This window comes from Sinomonas atrocyanea (genome assembly GCF_030811715.1).
Lineage (GTDB): Bacteria > Actinomycetota > Actinomycetes > Actinomycetales > Micrococcaceae > Sinomonas > Sinomonas atrocyanea_A.
The window spans coordinates 15382-32072 of the sequence record NZ_JAUSRH010000009.1 but is presented as its reverse complement, the minus strand read 5'-3'; the positions used below and the strand labels follow the sequence as shown (position 1 = coordinate 32072).

Below are 16691 nucleotides of genomic sequence, written 5' to 3'. Positions count from 1 at the left end.
TCTTCATCTGACGGCGGGCGCTGTGCATCATGGCGTCGAGGACCTCGGACGCCCCCGAACGATCCCCACCCTCCCCGGGAGCCCCCATGAACCCCGCAGAACCTTCCACCCCTGGCGGCCAGACCGCCCCCGTCCCCCAGTCGGTCCTCCGCAAGGTCACCGGCGCCGCAGCCGCCGGCACCGTCGTCGAATGGTTCGACTTCGCCGTGTACGGCTTCCTCGCGACCCAGCTCGCGCACGCCTTCTTCCCCGCAGGCGACAACGTCGTCGGCCTGCTCCAGACCTTCGCGGTCTTCGCCGTCGCCTTCGCGCTCCGGCCCATCGGCGGCGCCGTCTTCGGCGTCCTCGGCGACCGGATCGGCCGCAAGCGCGTGCTCGCGCTGACGGTCCTGCTCATGTCCGGCGCCACGATGGCCATCGGCCTCCTGCCGACCTTCGGTGCGGTCGGCGTCGTCGCGCCCCTCCTCCTGACGCTCGCCCGGAGCGTCCAGGGCCTCTCCGCCGGCGGCGAGTACGCGGGCGCCGTCGCGTACGTGATCGAGCATGCGCCTGCGGACCAGCGCTCGCGCTACTCCTCCTGGATGCCCGCCGCGACATTCGGCTCGTTCTCCGGCGCCGCCCTGCTGTGCTGGGGGCTCACGGCGGGACTCGGCAGCGCCGCCATGAACGAGTGGGGCTGGCGCATCCCGTTCCTCGTCGCCGCGCCCCTGGGGATCGTGGCGTTCTACATCCGGCGTCGGCTCGACGAGTCGCCGGTCTTCCAGGCCGCCCTCGAAGCCCAGCGGGGCAAGGAGCACGCTCCCCTCCGCCGGACGTTCGCCCTCCAGGGGCGCCCGATGCTCATCCTGGGCGGCTACATCGCCCTCACCGCCCTGAGCTTCTACACGTTCTCGACGTACATGACCACGTTCCTTCGGGAGGTCGTGAAGATGCCCGCCGACCTCGTGCTGTTCAGCAACGTCATCGCCCTCGCGTTCGCCGCGGCCCTCGCCCCGGTCCTGGGCCGCGTGTGCGACCGGATCGGGCGCAAGCCCACCATGGTTGCCTCGTCCCTGCTGCTCGGCGCGCTCGCGGTGCCGGCGTACCTGCTGGCCTCGGGCGGCTCGTTCGGCGCAGCCCTCGGCGGGCAGCTGCTGCTGGCGGTCGGCGCCGTGACCGCGAACGTGGTGACCGCCGTCCTGCTCTCGGAGGTCTTCCCCACCGAGGTGCGCTACACGGCGTCGGCCATCACGTACAACGTCAGCTACGCAGTGTTCGGGGGCACCGCGCCGTTCGTGGCGACGTGGCTCATCGCCACCACCGGCAACCCCATGGCGCCCGCGATCTACCTGACCGTCGTCGCCGCCGGGGCGCTCGTCGCGGCGTGGCTGCTCCCGGAGACGGCGCACCGGCCGCTCGACGGACGCACGACGGCGGCACCCGGCTCGATCTCGCAGCGCGCCTGAGCGCCGCGCGCCCCGCGAGACGCCCTGTTCCCGGGAGGACGCCCTGAAGGGTCCTTCCCGGCAACAGGGCGTCTCGGCGTGTCCGGGGAGAAGGGCCTGGCGGCTCAGCCCTCACTCGGAGCGCCAGTACGCGCTCCCATCGGCCTCCCTGCGCACGATCCCCTCGTCCACGAGCGCGCGCCGGCATCCGGCATCCGGCGTGCACCCATCCGACGTGCCGCAATGCCCGCGGTCCCTACGAGGCCGCGCGCGGCCTCGTACCCGGAACGGGAAAGTGGCTACGAGATGCGTACCCGAAATGGGGAAACAGCGACGAGATGCGTACCCGAAACGGAGAAGAGGAGGGGGTCAGGGGCGGGGGTCGTCGCGCAGCTGGGCGTTTCCCCGGACGAGCTTGACCGCGAAGGCGAGCGCGCCGAGCTTGCCACGGCCCCGGGGGTCGCCGCCGATCGCCGCGAAGATGCGGCGGAGCCGCTTGTGCAGCGACTGCCGCTCGAGGAAGAGGATGTCGGCCGCGTCGGTCGCATTGCACCCGGCGGTGATCCAGACGTCCAGGGTGCGCACCAGTTCGCCGCCCGTGCGCTGGTCGAGCCGGATGAGCTCGCCGAGCGACTCCTCGACGAGCGCGTCGACGGCGCTGCGCGACAGGGACCGCTCCGCCATGCGTTCGACCAGGAAGTCGGAGGCGTCGTAGATCGCGTCCGTCCACTTCGAGGAACGCCCGATCCGCCAGGTCGCCCGGGCTTCGGCGAGCGAGAAGGCCGCCTGCCGGATCGTGGCGGCCGTCGGGCCGAGGGCCCCCGTGAGCCCCTTGCCCTCCACGGAGCCCCTGAGCATCCCGAGGACCCGCTCGCGCTCCGCGTGCCCGGCCCGTGGCGGCAGGGCCATGAGGATGTCCACCCACGGTCCGTCCACGATCAGCAGCGCCGTGGGCAGCGCTGTGCGGGCCCGCTGCTCGAAGTCCGCGGATCCGTCCGCCGGGCGGCGGATCACGGCCATGGCGAGAGGCTGGTCGGGCGCGACCCCGGCCGCCTGGCTCAGCTCGATGAGGCGGTCCCCTCCTCCCCCGGCCCCGATGAGGCGGAGCAGCTCGTCCTCTGCGAGCCGGGCCAGGCTCGGCCGGTGCTGCTGGGCGAGGGCCAGCGCGACAATGCTCCTCACCCTGGCCAGGGCGGTCTCGAGCAGCTCGCCGTCCGCCTGGGGGCCGCCGACCAGCTCGAGCCGAGCCGCGCCGATGCCGCCCACCGTGAGCTCGGTGTCGGGCCCGTGCGCGTGCGGCCCCGGGTCTGGTCCGGCGGCGGCGAGCAGCGCCCCGCGGGTGTCCACGACGCGCGCGTGCACCCCGAGGGTCTCGGCGATGAGTCCCACGAGCGGCCCCAGCACCGCCCCGGAGCTCGCGATCCTCTCCGTGAGGGCCTGGGAGAGCCTGTCCGCCACTTGGAGCGCGTGGACCTGGCCCGAGACGATCCTGCGGTTCACGGCCTCGGCAACGTCGACGAAGGGCACCACCTGGCGCAGCTCGATGAGCGGCAGGCCGGCCTCGTCCGCGGCGGCCACGAGCTCTGGCGGAAGATGCCGCCCGCTGCCGGCGGTCTCGACGGCGAGCGCGGCGACGCGCCGGGACGCCAGGCTCCAGATGTACTCCGCCTGGGCGCCCGGCTTGAGCGCGAGGAGCGCCGCTCCTCCCGTCAGGAGGAGCTCGCCCCCGGAGAGGAGGGGCGCGATCTCGAGGACCTCGCTCGAGTGGACCCACCGGACCCGGGCGCCCTCGACCGCGCTCTGGCCGCCCACCACGACGGGCGCCCCGGTGGCCAGCACACCGCCGGCGAGGATCTCGATCAGGGGCAGCGACATGACGGTCTCACTCTCGGCTGGAACATCACAAGGGTAGACAGATTGTCGCCCGCACCCCTCATGTTGGGCGACACAACGTATCTAGGTGGTGACGCGCCGCACATCTACGCTTGAAGGCAGCCGGCTACTCGCTCCCCCAGCGAACACTACGAGAAAGTAGTCTCACATGAGCCTTCGCACTCAGAGCAAGACTGAGGACGCCACGCACGTCGTCGAAGACGTGCTGCAGCCCGTCCCCGAGTCTGCTCGCACCACCAAGGTCTCCGGGCAGTTCTGGATCTGGGCTGGGGCCAACGTTGCCCCCATCAACTGGATCCTCGGTGCCCTCGGCATCAACATGGGCCTCGGCCTCGCCGACACGATGACCGTGCTCGTCCTCGGCAACGTCATCGGCATGGTCGGCTTCGGCTTCTTCGTCCTGCTCGGACAGAAGACCGGCGCCACCGGCATGCTCCTGGCCCGCGGGGCGTTCGGCCGCCGCGGCGCCTACCTGCCCGCGGCGATCCAGGCCCTCGTCGCCGTCGGCTGGTCCGCCGTGAACACGTGGGTCATCCTCGACCTCGTCATGGCGCTCTTCGGCATGATCGGCTGGGTCGACCCGACGCAGCAGAACCTGGCCTGGAAGATCGGCATCGCCGCCGTGATCATGGGCATCCAGGTCACCATCTGCTACCGCGGGTACGGCGCGATCGCGAAGTTCGAGCGCATCACCATGCCGCCGACCCTCCTCGTCCTCGTCGCGATGTCCATCATCGCGTGGACCCAGCTGCCGATCGACTGGCACTACGCAGGGCCGGCGGGCGCGATCCTCACCGGCGGCGAGCGCATCGCCGCAATGTCCGGGATCATGACCGCGATCGGCATCGGCTGGGGCATCGGCTGGTTCACCTACGCCCCCGACTACTCCCGCTTCGTCTCCAAGAGCATCCCGAAGAAGAAGCTCTACTTCACCTCGGTCCTGGGCCAGTTCCTGCCGGTCGTGTGGCTGGGTCTGCTCGGCGCGAGCCTCGCGACGATGAACGGCACCGCGGACCCAGGCGAGCTGATCGTCAAGAGCTTCGGCGTCATGGCGATCCCGGTGATCCTGCTCGTGATCCACGGCCCGATCGCCACGAACATCATCAACCTCTACACGTTCGGCGTGGCCGCCCAGGCTCTCGACATCCGCATCGGCCGGCGCGCGCTGTCCGTCGTCGTGGGCTGCCTGTCCATGGTCGCGGTGGTCTTCTTCCTCTTCGCCGAGGACTTCGCGGCGCTCCTGGACAGCTGGCTCGGCGCCATCGTCGCCTGGGTCGCGACGTGGGGCGGCATCATGGCGGTCCACTACTTCGTCTTCGAGCGCCGCCACAAGAACTTCGGCTACCTCTTCCTGGACCCGAAGGACACGCGCCTCAAGGCCGTCAACCCGATCGCCCTGGTCTCCTTCCTCATCGGCCTCGTCATGACCTGGATGTTCATGTACGGCGGTGATCCGCTCCTCCAGGGCCCCGTCGCCACCGCCATGGGCGGCGTGGACCTCTCCTGGCTCGCCGGGACCCTGACCTCGGGCCTGCTCTACCTCGCCCTCGGCTATCCGCGCTTCAAGAGCCGCATCCACCACGGCGTCCCGCTCGGCATCCGGGCCGACGTGAGCGACGAGGAGTACCTCGCCTCCCACGGCGACGCCTCGGCGCACGACGGCGAGCAGCCGGCGTCGCCCGCCGGCTCGCCAGCCGCCGTGGCCCCGTAGCCCCTCTCGGGCACCCCATCACCGCCGGCGGCGGGCCCGCCCGCCGCCGGCGTCCCAGACACATCACCGACGTTCCCAGGAGGAGCCATGCCCAGCAGCGTCTTCATGGAGGAGATCGACGCCTTCACCTACCGCGAGGCCATCGCGGCGGGCGCGCCGATCATCATCCCCGTGGGCTCGATCGAGCAGCACGGCCCGCACCTGCCGCTCAACACGGACGTCGTCCTGTCGCGGGCCATGAGCGAGCGGCTGGCCGAGGCCGTGGGCGGCCTGGTCGCGGCCCCGATCGTCTACGGCTACAAGTCGCAGCAGCGCTCGGGCGGCGGCAACCACCTCAGCGGCACGACCAGCTTGGACGCGACCACGCTCATCTCGATCGCCCGCACCCTCACCTTCGAGTTCGCGCGGCACGGTGCCCGGCGGCTCGTCTTCCTCAACGGCCACTTCGAGAACTACCAGTTCCTCTACGAGGGCGTCGAGCAGGCCACCTCCGAGCTTGCCCTGCGGGGCGAGGACGTCTCGGCGCTCCTGCTCTCCTACTGGGACTTCGTGGACGAGGACGCGATCGAGGAGATCTACCGGGGCTCCTTCCCCGGCTGGGACGTGGAGCACGGCGGCGTCCTCGAGACCTCGCTCATGCTCCACCTGCATCCCGAGCGCGTGCAGCTGGACCGGGTCATGGACCTCCCCGCCGCGCGGCTGCCGAAGTACGACGTCCTGCCCGTGCGGGCTGAGCTCACCCCCGCCTCGGGGTGCCTCTCCTCGGCGGCGGCGGCGTCGGGCGAGGCCGGCGCGCTGCTCCTCGAGCGGACCTCCGCGGCCCTCGCGGCGGAGGTGGACGCCGAGCTGCGCGCCACCTCCCCTCTCGCCGTCATCTAGTGGCAGCCCGTCATCTGGTTGCAACTGCCGCAACATCGGTGCGAGTTCTTGACCGTGACCCAGACCACACGTAGTCTGGTGCAACCGAGTTGCGGTAAACGCAACCCCAAGCTTCTGGTGGTTTCCCATGAGCACTGAACACTCCCCCCGCCTGGCATCCCCGACCAGCGCTGGGCCCGAGGCAGACGTGCCGCTGAGCGGACAGCCCTCCCCGGCAGCGTCCGACGGCATCGGCAAAGACGCCCGCCGTCGGGTCCTGTGGGGCAGCTTCATCGGCAACTTCGTCGAGTGGTTCGACTACGCGGTCTACGGCTACCTCGCCTCCACGATCGCCGCAGCGTTCTTCCCGGACTCCGACAAGCAGACCGCGCTGCTGGCGACCTTCGCGGTCTTCGCGATCTCGTTCTTCGTCCGCCCCCTCGGCGGCTTCGTCTGGGGCCACATCGGCGACCGCCTCGGCCGCCGCACCGCCCTCTCCCTGTCCATCCTCATCATGAGCGGCGCGACGTTCTGCATCGCCCTCATCCCGCCGTACGCCATGATCGGCGTCGGGGCCCCGATCATCCTCCTCGTGATCCGCGTGATCCAGGGCTTCTCCGCCGCAGGCGAGTACGCCGGCGCCTCGGCCTTCCTCGTCGAGTACGCCCCCGCCCACCGCCGCGGCCTCTACGCCGCCGTCGTCCCGGCGTCCACCGCGGCGGGCCTCCTGCTCGGCTCGCTCCTCGCGGCCCTGCTCTCGATCGTCCTCAGCGACTCCGAGATGGCCGCCTGGGGCTGGCGCCTGCCGTTCCTGCTCGCGGCCCCCATGGGCCTGATCGGCCGGTACATCCGGACCAAGCTCGAGGACACGCCGGTCTTCCGCGAACTGGCCAAGGAGGACGAGGTCACCCATGCCCCCGTCAAGGACATGTTCGTCAAGCACTGGCGCTCGCTCATCCTGGCGGTCGGCGCGGTCCTGCTCAACGCCGTCGGCTTCTACGTGATCCTCTCCTACATGCCCACCTACCTCTCGACCGAGCTGGGCTTCGGCGCCACCGAGTCCTTCTTCGCGACGACGATCGCCCTGCTGACCTACATCGGCTTCATCTTCCTCACCGGGCTCGCCTCGGACCGGTTCGGCCGCAAGCGCGTGCTCCTGTCCGCCTCGATCCTGTTCATCCTGCTCACCGTCCCGGCCTTCATGCTCCTGGACTCCGGCAACTTCGCCGTGATCCTGCTCGTCGAGGTCTTCCTCGGCGCCATGCTCACCCTCAACGACGGGACGCTGCCGAGCTTCCTCGCCGAGCTGTTCCCGACCCGCATCCGGTACTCCGGCTTCGCGGTGAGCTTCAACCTCGCCAACGCCGTCTTCGGCGGCACGGCCCCCTTCATGGCGACCCTGCTGATCGGCGTCATGCACACCAAGCTCGCGCCTGCCTGGTACCTCGTCGCCGCTGCCATCGTCTCCCTCATCGCCGTCCTGTGCGCCAAGGAGACCTCCCGCCGGCCGCTGGCCCACTGACCTTCCCGACTTTCCTCACCTCCACGCACACACAACCCCTGAAAAGGAGACCCACCATGTCCGTCGACCTGACCTCCACGAACGTCACGAACGTCGCCGAGCTCGAGCGCCTCAAGGTGCTGCACAACGGCACGAAGGGCAAGCTCACGTTCTCAGACGCCGAGTTCGAACGCCGCCTCGCCGGCCTCCGCCAGATCATGGCCGCCAAGGACCTGGACGCGGTCATCCTGACCAGCTACCACGGCATCAAGTACTACTCCGACTTCCTCTACACCACGTTCGGCCGCAACTACGCGCTCGTCGTCACCGCCGACGACTCGGTCACGGTCACGGCGAACATCGACGCCGGCATGCCGTGGCGCACCTCCTACGGCGAGAACATCGTCTACACCGACTGGCGCCGCGACAACTTCTACTTCGGACTGCAGGAGGCCCTGCGCCAGCGCGGCGTCAAGGCCACCCGCCTCGGCGTCGAGGACGACGCCCTGCCCACCCTGACCCGTGAGAAGATCGCCGCCGCGTTCCCGGGCGCCCAGCTCCTCGATGTCTCCCAGGACGCCATGCGCCAGCGCATGATCAAGTCCGCGGAGGAGATCGAGGTCATCAAGCACGGCGCCCGCATCGGCGACCTCGGGGGCGAGGCCATCCGCAACGCCATCCGCGAGGGCATCACCGAGTACGAGGTGGCGCTCATCGGCACCGAGGCGATGGTCCACGAGATCGCCAAGACCTTCCCGGACCGCGAGGTCCGCGACACGTGGGTCTGGTTCCAGTCCGGCATCAACACCGACGGCGCCCACAACTGGGCCACCACCCGGAAGCTCCAGCGGGGCGACATCCTCTCCCTGAACTGCTTCCCGATGACCTCCGGCTACTACACGGCCCTTGAGCGCACCCTCTTCCTGGGCCAGCCGGACGAGCGCTCCCTCGAGCTGTGGAACATCAACGTGGAGGTCCACCGCCGCGGCCTCGAGCTCATCAAGCCCGGCGCCGTCTGCAAGGACATCGCCGCCGAGCTGAACGAGATCTACATCTCCCACGGCCTCCTCGCCAACCGCACGTTCGGCTACGGCCACTCGTTCGGCGTCCTCTCGCACTACTACGGCCGCGAGGCGGGCCTCGAGCTGCGCGAGGACATCGAGACGGTGCTCGAGCCGGGCATGGTCGTCTCGATGGAGCCCATGATCACGGTCGCCGACGGCCTCCCGGGCGCCGGCGGCTACCGCGAGCACGACATCCTGGTGATCGGCGAGGACACGGTGGAGAACATCACCAAGTTCCCGTTCGGCCCCGAGAAGAACATCATCGAGGCCTGACGGCCACGGTGAGCACGACGGCGCCGCACCCCGCCACGCGCGGGGTGCGGCGCCGCCGTCGTACGCCCGCAGCCGTGAAAGAAGGGGACACCACCATGACTGAGCACTCCGGCGGCGCCCGCCGCATAGGGTTGACCCATGAGTGAGAACGGCAACGGCGAGGCCGGCGAGGGCCGCGCGGCCTCCCCCATCTCGAACGCCGTGGCGGTGCTGCGCTGCTTCAGCGTCGACGAGCCACTGCTGGGCGTCACCGAGATCGCCGCCCAGGTGGGCCTGCACAAGAGCTCCGTCTCCCGCATCCTGAGCACCCTCGAGTCCGAGGGACTCGTGGAGCGCGACGAGCCGACGCGCAGGTTCCGGCTCGGGCTGGGCATCATCGCCGTGGCGGGCCCGCTCCTCGCGGACCTCGACGTTCGCCGGGTGGCCTACCCCGTGCTCCGCGAACTCGGCGAGAAGACCGGCGAGACCTCGGCGCTCCTGCTCTGGAACGGGCACGAGGCCGTCTCGGTCGAGCAGATCCCGAGCCGTCACCAGGTCAAGCACACCACGACCCTGGGCACCCGCTACGGGACGGCGCTGTCCTCCTCCGTGCAGGTCTTCCTCGCGACCGAACCGCCCGAGCGGGTCCGCGAGCTGCTGACCACCGGCGCGGTGCAGCTGCCGCACACCGACAGCCGGGCGCTCGATGCCTACGCGGTGCGCCTCGCCGAGGCCGCCGCGAAGGGCTATGCGGTCAACTACGGCGAGACCTCGCCCGACGAAGTGGGCGTGGCCTCCCCCGTGTACGACCACCGGGGCGACGTGGTGGCCGCCGTGCTGATCTCGGCCCCGCGGTTCCGGGTCTCCCCCGAGCGGCTCGCGGAGATCTGCGACGCGTGCGCCCGTGCCGCGGCGGATGTGACCCGGCGGCTCGGCGGGAACGCGGGCGGCCGCGCCGCCGCGGGCTAGCCGTCCTCGCGCCCTATTCGGCGATGTCCTCCGCCCACAGCTCGGCGTGCTCGCGCTGGAAGTCCGCCATCATCTGGACGCACCGCGGATCGTCGAGCACCTCGACCTCGACGCCGCGCGAGCGCAGCAGCTCGAGCTCGCCGCCGAACGTCCGCGCCTCCCCGACCACGACCTTCGGGATCTTGAACTGGATGATGGTGCCGGTGCACATCGCGCACGGAGCAAGCGTCGTGTACAGCACGGTGTCACGGTAGGTGCGCTGGCGCCCCGCCGAGCGCAGCGCGGCCATCTCGCCGTGGGCGATCGGATCGCCGCTCTGGACGCGCTCGTTGTGGCCTGCGGCGATCACCTGGCCGCCGCGGACCAGCGCGGCGCCGATGGGGATGCCGCCCTGGGCGAGGCCCTCCCGCGCGGCGGCCAGAGCCGCCTCGAACCCTTCGCTCACTGCTGGGCCCCGGCGGGAACGAGCATGACCTTCGTTGCGCGGCGCTCGTCCATCGCCCGGTACGCCTCGGGGGCATCCTCGAGGGCCATGACCGAGTCGAACACGAGGCCGGGGTTGATCGCGCCGGAGAGGACGTCCTCGAGCAGCTCGGGAAGGTATTCGCGGGTGGACGCGGCGCCGCCGCCCACCGAGATGTTCTTGGAGAACAGGGTGCCGATCGGCAGCTCCGCCCCGCCGGCGGGGACGCCCACGAACCCAAGGCTGCCGCCGGGCCGGGTGCAGGCGAAGGCCTGCTCCATGGACTCCTTGGTGCCGACGCATTCGAGCACCGAGTCCGCCAGGACGCCGCCGAGGATCGAGCGGACCTTCTCGGCGGCGTCCTTGCCTCGTTCGGCCACCACGTCGGTGGCGCCGAACTGCCGGGCGATCGCGGCCCTGTCCTCGTGCCGGGACATGGCGATGATGCGCTCCGCGCCGAGGCGCTTGGCGGCGAGGACCGCGCACAGGCCCACGGCGCCGTCGCCCACCACCACGACGCTCCGGCCGGGGCCCACCTGGGCGGCCACGGCGGCGTGGTGGCCCGTGCCCATGACGTCGGAGAGGGTGAGCAGGCTCTTGGTCAGGGCCTCGTCCGGGTCCGCCACGCCGGGGACCGGGACGAGCGTGCCGTTGGCGAGGGGCACACGGACCCGCTCCCCCTGGCCGCCGTCCACCGGAAGGCCCTGCTCGTCGGAGCCGCCCCACGCGGCGCGGTGCTCGCACGCGACCTGCACGCCGTTGCGGCACGGCGGGCACTCTCCGCAGGAGATCGCCCAGGGCGCCACCACGAAGTCGCCGACCTTGACCACGGTCACGTCGTCGCCGACGGCCTCGACGACCCCGACGAACTCGTGCCCGATCGGGTGCGGCTCCTCCGTGGCTCGGACGCCGCGGTAGGGCCACAGGTCGGAGCCGCACACGCAGGCCGCCGTCACGCGGACCACGGCGTCGCCGGGGAGGCGGACCTCCGGCTCGGGCCGGTCCTCGACGCGGATGTCGCGGGTTCCGTGGATCATGGTGGCGCGCATGGGAGCTCCTTGCGTTGCGTGGGCGGCATTCAGGTACAACCTACTCCGGTCTATCCTCGAAGCGTGGCCCCCGGTTCCACGGACCGGCTTCCAGCTTCTGCCCGGCCCCTCGACGACGGGCGCCGCCTGTATGGGGCCGGCGCCTGGAAGCGCGCGCTCGAGGCTTTCGAGCTCGCCGACTCGGTCGCGGCCCTTCCGGGCCCCGACCTCATGCTCGCCGGGTTCAGCGCGTACCTCCTTGGATTCGAGGAGCGCAGCATCGGCCTGTTCGGCCGCGCCTTCCGCCGCTTCCTCGACGCGCACGACGACGCCGCTGCCGCCCGCGCCGCGTTCTGGCTCGCCTTCGCCCACGACAGCCGCGGCGACCGGGGCCGGGCCGAGGCATGGGGCCGGCGCCTCGCCGCAGTCGTGCAGGAGGGCAGCCTCACGGCGGAGCGGGCTCTCCTCCTCTCCGGGCTGGGCCACCGGGCCCTCGCTTCGCCGGACCCGGCCGAGACGCACCGCGCCCTCGGCCTCTCCCGCGAGGCCATCCTGATCGCGCACGGGGCCCGGGACACGGACACCGAGGTCTTCTCCCGGCTCAGCGCGGGCTGGGCACTCCTGCGGCTCGGGGACGCGGCCGCCGGCCTCGGCGAGTTCGACGAGGCGATGGCCACGGTGACGGCGGGCGAGGTCACCATCCCGATCGTGAACGGGGTCGCGTACTGCTCGGTGATTTCGGCGTCGCTGCGGGCCAAGGACCTCTCCCGCGCCCGGGAATGGACCGCCGCGGCCACCGACTGGTGCGAGCGGAACCGGGAGCTCGTCCCCTTCCGCGGGCAGTGCCTCGTGCACCGCTCGGAGGTGAAGATGCTCGACGGCGACTGGGCCGGCGCGCTCGAGGAGGCTGCCCGCGCCGCGCAGCGGCTGCTGCCGGCCGACGCGGGCCTGGCCAGCTACCAGATGGGCGAACTCCACCGCCTCGGCGGCCGCTTCGCCGACGCCGAGGCCGCATACCGCCGCGCCAACGCGGCCGGCCGCCGGCCCGAGCCCGGCCTCATGCTGCTCCGCCTCGCCCAGGGGCGTGTCGACGCGGCCGCCGTCTCCGCCCGCCGGCTCGACGCGGAGCTCACGCGCCGCTCCGAACGGGAGGAGTTCCTGCCCGCCTACGTCGAGGTCATGGCGGCCGCGGACGATGCCGCGGCAGCCCTCGCCGGGGCCCGCGAGCTCGCCGAGCTGGCGGAGCGGGCGGAGCCGGAGGGGGCCGGCCGCGCCGGCGTCCTGCGGGCCCAGGCACTCGCGGCCGAGGGCACGGCGTGCTGCGCGGCCGGGGATGCGGCCCGGGCCGTCCGGCGGCTGCGGGACGCGTCCCTGGCCTGGCACGGCCTGGGCATGCCGTACCCCGAAGCGCGCACCCGCGCCACGCTCGGCCGGTGCTACGCCGCCCTGGGCGACCACGAGGCCGCCGCCCTCGAAGTCGAGGCTGCCCGCGCCGCATTCGAGCGGCTCGGCGCCGCGCCGGACCTCGCGGCCCTGCCGGCGGGCACCGCAGACCCCGCTGGGGCGCGCGCCGGCCACGCGGCGTCGTCCGCGGCGCGCCTCACCGACCGCGAGGCGGAGATCGTGCGCCTCGTGGCCGCGGGCCTCACCAACCGGGCCATCGCGAAGGAGCTCGTCCTCAGCGAGAAGACCGTGGCGCGCCACCTTGCGAACATCTATGCCAAGCTGCGCATCGCCTCCCGTGCCGCAGCGACCGCCTACGCCTACAACCACGGCCTCGTCTGACCCGCCCTGCCTGGGCCACCTCCTGCCCGGGGTGACGTCCCTGCACAGAAATACCCATGCCGCGCGAGCGGAGGATGCACGTTCCGCCCGACGCGGCGCTCCCACCGGCAGCCGTACCGTCGAGGCATGACCAGCTTCCAGCCCCAGACGCCCCTTCCCCCAGCCCCGGGCGGCGCACCGGTGCACCGTGTCGAGACCGTCATCGTCGGCGGCGGGCAGGCCGGGCTCGCTACGGCCCACTGGCTCGCCGACGCCGGCAGAGACTGCCTCGTGCTCGAGGAGCGCGACCGGATCGGCAGCCAGTGGCACGAACGCTATGACTCGCTCCGCCTCTTCACACCAGCCCGCGTGAACGGTCTCCCCGGCCTCCCCTTCCCGGGGCCACCCGACGTGTTCCCGACCGGCGGCGCGCTCGGCGACTACCTCGAGGAGTACGGCGGCACTCTCGGCGGACGCATCCGCACCGGCGTGCGCGTGCTCTGGGTCAACGCCCTCCCCGCGGGAGGGTTCGGGATCGTGACCGACGCGGGAGAGTACGCGGCGGAGAACGTCGTCGTCGCGACCGGCTCGGAGGCGGTGCCGAAGGTCCCCGACGTCGCCGCCGAGCTCGACCCGGGCATCCGGCAGCTCCACTCGAGCCAGTACCGCAACGCTGCCCAGCTCCTTCCCGGCCCCGTGCTCGTGGTCGGGGCCGGCACCTCGGGCGCCGACCTCGCCATCGAGGCCGTCGGCGCAGGGCACGAGACATGGCTCTCGGGCCGCCACCCGGGCGAGATCCCAGGCAACGAGCGGGTCCGCGCCCCGCTGTTCTGGTTCGTGGCCAACCACGTGCTGACCCTCAAGAACCCGCTCGGGCGGAGGGCCCGTGCGGCGATGAGGGCGGCCGGGCGGGCGCCGCTCGTGCGCACGCGGCGTGCTGACCTCGACGCCGCGGGCGTCCACCGGACCCAGGCGCGGACCGTCGGCGCCGTCGGCGGGAAGCCGGAGCTCGACGACGGGACCGTCCTGGACGTCGCGAACGTGCTGTGGTGCACGGGCTACCGGCGCGACTACTCGTTCGTGCCGACGGTCCGCCTGGACGCGGACGGCTACCCGATCGAGAACGGCGGCGCGGCGGCGGGCGTGCCCGGCCTCTTCTTCGTGGGCCTCTTCTTCCAGAGCGCGTTCAGCTCGCACCTCGTGGGCGGCGTGGGAAGGGACGCCAAGGCGGTCGCAGACCAGATCTGCGCCCGCTCGCGCCAACCCGTCTGAGGGTCGTCTCCGGGGGTCGTCGTCAGGACCTCCACTGCCAGAGGTGGACCTTCAGACGGCGGGTACGGAGCGGAGCACGACGGCGGCCGGCCGCCTCCCGTGGGGAAGGCGACCGGCCGCCGTCGTACTTCAGTGTCAGCTGCGCTCAACCGAGGGGCTGCGCGCGGCCGCCCTCAGTCAGAGGTTCGAGTCCGCCAGGTGCACCGGGTAGACCGAGCGGAGGAGGTGGGCGGTCTCGGACGGCGTCTTGCCGACCTTGACGCCGGCGGCCTCGAGGGCCTCCTTCTTCGCCTGCGCGGTGCCGGAGGAGCCGGAGACGATGGCGCCGGCGTGGCCCATGGTCTTGCCCTCGGGGGCGGTGAAGCCTGCCACGTAGCCGACGACCGGCTTGGTGACGTTGTTCTTGATGAACTCGGCCGCGCGCTCCTCGGCGTCGCCGCCGATCTCGCCGATCATGACGATCGCCTTCGTCTCCGGGTCCTTCTCGAACGCGGCGAGGGCGTCGATGTGGGTGGTGCCGATGACCGGGTCGCCGCCGATGCCGATGGCCGTGGAGAAGCCGAGGTCACGGAGCTCGTACATCATCTGGTAGGTCAGGGTGCCGGACTTGGACACGAGGCCCACGCCGCCCTTGCCGGTGATGTTGGCCGGGGTGATGCCCACGAGGGCCTCGCCCGGGGTGATGATGCCGGGGCAGTTCGGGCCGATGATGCGGGTGACCTGGTTGCCCTCGGCGTCCTTCTTGGACTGGGCCAGGGCCCAGAACTCGGCCGAGTCCTGCACCGGGACGCCCTCGGTGATGACCACGACGAGGCCGATCTCGGCCTCGATCGCCTCGACCACGGCATCCTTGGTGAACGCCGGCGGGACGAACACGATGGAGGTGTCCGCGCCGGTCTCGGCCATGGCCTCCTTGACGGAGGCGAAGACGGGGAGCTCGACGGCGTTGCCGTGCTGGTCCGTGTGGCTCACAGTCGTGCCGGCCTTGCGCGCGTTCACGCCGCCGACGATGTTGGTGCCGGCCGCGAGCATGCGGGCGGTGTGCTTGGAGCCCTCGCCGCCGGTGATGCCCTGGACGATGACCTTGTTGTCCTTGTTGAGGAAGATCGACATTTTCTCTCGTCCTTACTTCACTGCGTTCGAGGAGTTGGCCAGCTCGGCGGCCTTGTCGGCGCCCTGGTCCATGTTCTCGGCGAGGGTGACCAGCGGGTGGTTGGCCTCGTGGAGGATGCGGCGGCCCTCGTCGACGTTGTTGCCGTCGAGGCGCACGACGAGGGGCTTGTTCGCCGAGTCGCCGAGCTTGTTGAGCGCGCCCACGATGCCGTTGGCGACGGCGTCGCACGCGGTGATGCCGCCGAAGACGTTGACGAAGACGCTCTTGACCTGCTCGTCGCCGAGGATGATGCCGAGGCCGTTCGCCATGACCTCGGCCGAGGCGCCGCCGCCGATGTCGAGGAAGTTGGCCGGCTTGACGTTGCCGTGCTTCTCGCCGGCGTAGGCCACGACGTCGAGCGTGGACATCACGAGGCCCGCGCCGTTGCCGATGATGCCGACCTCGCCGTCGAGCTTGACGTAGTTCAGGTCCAGGGCCTTGGCCTTGGCCTCGAGCGGGTCCTCGGAGTCCTTGTCGACGAGGGCCTCGTGCTCGGTGTGGCGGAAGGCGGCGTTCTCGTCGAGGGAGACCTTGCCGTCCAGGGCGATGATGTCGCCGGCGCCCGTGCGGACGAGCGGGTTGACCTCGACCAGCGTGGCATCCTCGCCCTTGAAGACGTCCCACAGCTTGACGATGACGCCCGCGACCTTCTCGCGCAGCTCGGGGGCGAAGCCTGCGGCCTCGACGATCTCGGCGGCCTTGGCGGCGTCGATGCCCACGGCCGGGTCGACGGGGACCTTGGCGAGTGCCTCGGGGCGCTCGACGGCGAGCTGCTCGATCTCCATGCCGCCCTCGACTGAGCACATGGCCAGGTAGTTGCGGTTGGACCGGTCGAGCAGGACCGAGAAGTAGAACTCCTCCGCGATGTCCGCACCCGCGGCGATCATGACCCGCTTGACGGTGTGGCCCTTGATGTCCATGCCGAGGATGTTGGTGGCGTGCTCGAACGCCTCGTCGGCCGTCTTGGCGACCTTGACGCCGCCCGCCTTGCCGCGGCCGCCGACCTTCACCTGAGCCTTGACGACGGTGACCCCGCCGATCTTCTCGGCCGCGGCCTTGGCTTCCTCGGGGGTGTGCGCAACGATGCCGGCGAGCACGGGAACCCCGTGCGCCTCGAACAGATCGCGCGCCTGATATTCAAACAGGTCCACGGTTCAGGTCCTCTACGTCGAAAGTAGTTCTGACTCGGAGCACGCACGAGTGTGCCGTGGGGAGCTCCCCTCGGCGGGCCTGATGCTCCAAGGGGCAACTCTAATCCCTTGCGGAGGCGCGAGCTCCCCACGGGCTCCGTTCGTGACCAACCGCACAGCTCTACAATTCGTAGAAATAGGCGCGTGTG

Annotated in this window: 14 protein-coding genes; 8 read left to right on the top strand and 6 right to left on the bottom strand. The window is 71.4% G+C overall.

Features of this window, described 5'->3' with window-relative positions; genetic code table 11:
• The first annotated feature begins 86 nt into the window (after nucleotides 1-86).
• The gene (locus J2W21_RS13845) at nucleotides 87-1445 is read left to right on the top strand and encodes an MFS transporter (protein ID WP_307115090.1); all 1359 of its coding nucleotides are present in this window, start codon (nucleotides 87-89) and stop codon (nucleotides 1443-1445) included.
• 111 nt (nucleotides 1446-1556) lie between these two features.
• Here the strand turns inward: J2W21_RS13845 and J2W21_RS19820 are convergent, their stop codons facing one another.
• Both J2W21_RS19820 and J2W21_RS13840 read right to left on the bottom strand, forming a co-directional pair.
• On the bottom strand, nucleotides 1557-1745 hold the full coding sequence (locus tag J2W21_RS19820) for a DUF2087 domain-containing protein (protein WP_373423112.1): 189 nt from the start codon (nucleotides 1743-1745) through the stop codon (nucleotides 1557-1559).
• A 48-nt stretch (nucleotides 1746-1793) separates the two neighbouring features.
• Complete coding sequence (locus J2W21_RS13840; RefSeq protein WP_307115089.1) at nucleotides 1794-3299, bottom strand: PucR family transcriptional regulator; 1506 nt, start codon at nucleotides 3297-3299, stop codon at nucleotides 1794-1796.
• 166 nt (nucleotides 3300-3465) lie between these two features.
• Here J2W21_RS13840 and J2W21_RS13835 point away from each other — a divergent pair, with 166 nt between their 5' ends.
• The 5 genes from J2W21_RS13835 (at nucleotide 3466) to J2W21_RS13815 (ending at nucleotide 9672) form a co-directional block, all read left to right on the top strand.
• Entirely contained in the window at nucleotides 3466-5028 is a 1563-nt protein-coding gene (locus tag J2W21_RS13835; RefSeq protein ID WP_307115088.1) for a purine-cytosine permease family protein, read from the top strand.
• Nucleotides 5029-5115: 87 nt separating this feature from the next.
• Nucleotides 5116-5907: a creatininase gene (locus J2W21_RS13830; protein WP_307115087.1), complete on the top strand. Its 792-nt coding sequence runs from the start codon at nucleotides 5116-5118 to the stop codon at nucleotides 5905-5907.
• Between the two features lie 127 nt (nucleotides 5908-6034).
• Nucleotides 6035-7408: an MFS transporter gene (locus tag J2W21_RS13825; protein ID WP_307115086.1), complete on the top strand. Its 1374-nt coding sequence runs from the start codon at nucleotides 6035-6037 to the stop codon at nucleotides 7406-7408.
• Nucleotides 7409-7464: 56 nt separating this feature from the next.
• Nucleotides 7465-8724, top strand: coding sequence for a M24 family metallopeptidase (locus tag J2W21_RS13820; RefSeq protein ID WP_307115085.1), 1260 nt, complete (start codon nucleotides 7465-7467; stop codon nucleotides 8722-8724).
• Nucleotides 8725-8862: 138 nt separating this feature from the next.
• A complete protein-coding gene (locus tag J2W21_RS13815) occupies nucleotides 8863-9672 on the top strand; it encodes an IclR family transcriptional regulator (RefSeq protein WP_307115084.1) in 810 nt (269 codons plus the stop codon).
• Nucleotides 9673-9685: 13 nt separating this feature from the next.
• Here J2W21_RS13815 and J2W21_RS13810 read toward each other — a convergent pair whose 3' ends face one another.
• Nucleotides 9686-10117, bottom strand: a complete 432-nt coding sequence (locus J2W21_RS13810; protein ID WP_307115083.1) for a nucleoside deaminase — start codon at nucleotides 10115-10117, stop codon at nucleotides 9686-9688.
• Nucleotides 10114-11184 carry a zinc-dependent alcohol dehydrogenase family protein gene (locus J2W21_RS13805; protein WP_307115082.1) on the bottom strand — a complete coding sequence of 357 codons (1071 nt, stop codon included), beginning with the start codon at nucleotides 11182-11184 and terminating at the stop codon, nucleotides 10114-10116. The genes J2W21_RS13810 and J2W21_RS13805 overlap by 4 nt, the downstream gene beginning before the upstream one ends.
• 63 nt (nucleotides 11185-11247) lie before the next feature.
• Between J2W21_RS13805 and J2W21_RS13800 the strand changes: the two genes are divergently transcribed.
• Together J2W21_RS13800 and J2W21_RS13795 are read left to right on the top strand one after the other, a co-directional pair.
• Nucleotides 11248-12948, top strand: a complete 1701-nt coding sequence (locus tag J2W21_RS13800; RefSeq protein WP_307115081.1) for a helix-turn-helix domain-containing protein — start codon at nucleotides 11248-11250, stop codon at nucleotides 12946-12948.
• Nucleotides 12949-13074: 126 nt separating this feature from the next.
• A complete protein-coding gene (locus J2W21_RS13795; RefSeq protein WP_307115080.1) occupies nucleotides 13075-14199 on the top strand; it encodes a flavin-containing monooxygenase in 1125 nt (374 codons plus the stop codon).
• Nucleotides 14200-14376: 177 nt separating this feature from the next.
• Here J2W21_RS13795 and sucD read toward each other — a convergent pair whose 3' ends face one another.
• Complete coding sequence (gene sucD, locus J2W21_RS13790) at nucleotides 14377-15312, bottom strand: succinate--CoA ligase subunit alpha (RefSeq protein ID WP_307115079.1); 936 nt, start codon at nucleotides 15310-15312, stop codon at nucleotides 14377-14379.
• Between the two features lie 12 nt (nucleotides 15313-15324).
• On the bottom strand, nucleotides 15325-16503 hold the full coding sequence (sucC, locus tag J2W21_RS13785; RefSeq protein ID WP_307115078.1) for an ADP-forming succinate--CoA ligase subunit beta: 1179 nt from the start codon (nucleotides 16501-16503) through the stop codon (nucleotides 15325-15327).
• Nucleotides 16504-16691 lie beyond the last annotated feature (188 nt).